We start from the raw sequence: 265 nt of genomic DNA, 5'->3' as shown, positions 1-265 counted from the left end.
CCCGCCGAGGCGGAAGCGCGCTACTATACCCAAGCCGAGGTGCAAGCCTTGGCCGCCTGATCCAAGCCAATCAGCCTCCGGGAAACCTGGAGCGGTTCAAAGTGATCGCTCTCGATCCCTTGCTGCAGGTGCTTGGTGACGTAGTGGATCGGCGCGTGGGGTAGCAAGGCCCTCCTTGCGGCTCTCGGCGAGGGCTGGCGGATAGGGACCAGCGCCATCGGTGCCGATCCGGTCAGGGCCGAGCAGCGGCTCGGCCGAGAGCATC

General features: G+C 66.4%; 1 pseudogene. It reads right to left on the bottom strand.

Annotation, left to right across the window (positions count from 1 at the left end):
• Positions 1–98: 98 nt before the first annotated feature.
• Positions 99–265, bottom strand: a pseudogene (locus tag WDW90_RS39750) (DDE-type integrase/transposase/recombinase); the annotation flags it as partial.

Source organism: Methylobacterium nigriterrae (assembly GCF_037106235.1).
In the GTDB taxonomy this organism is placed as follows: domain Bacteria; phylum Pseudomonadota; class Alphaproteobacteria; order Rhizobiales; family Beijerinckiaceae; genus Methylobacterium; species Methylobacterium nigriterrae.
Note: the sequence above shows the minus strand (reverse complement) of the source record. Positions and strands in the feature narration are given on the sequence as shown.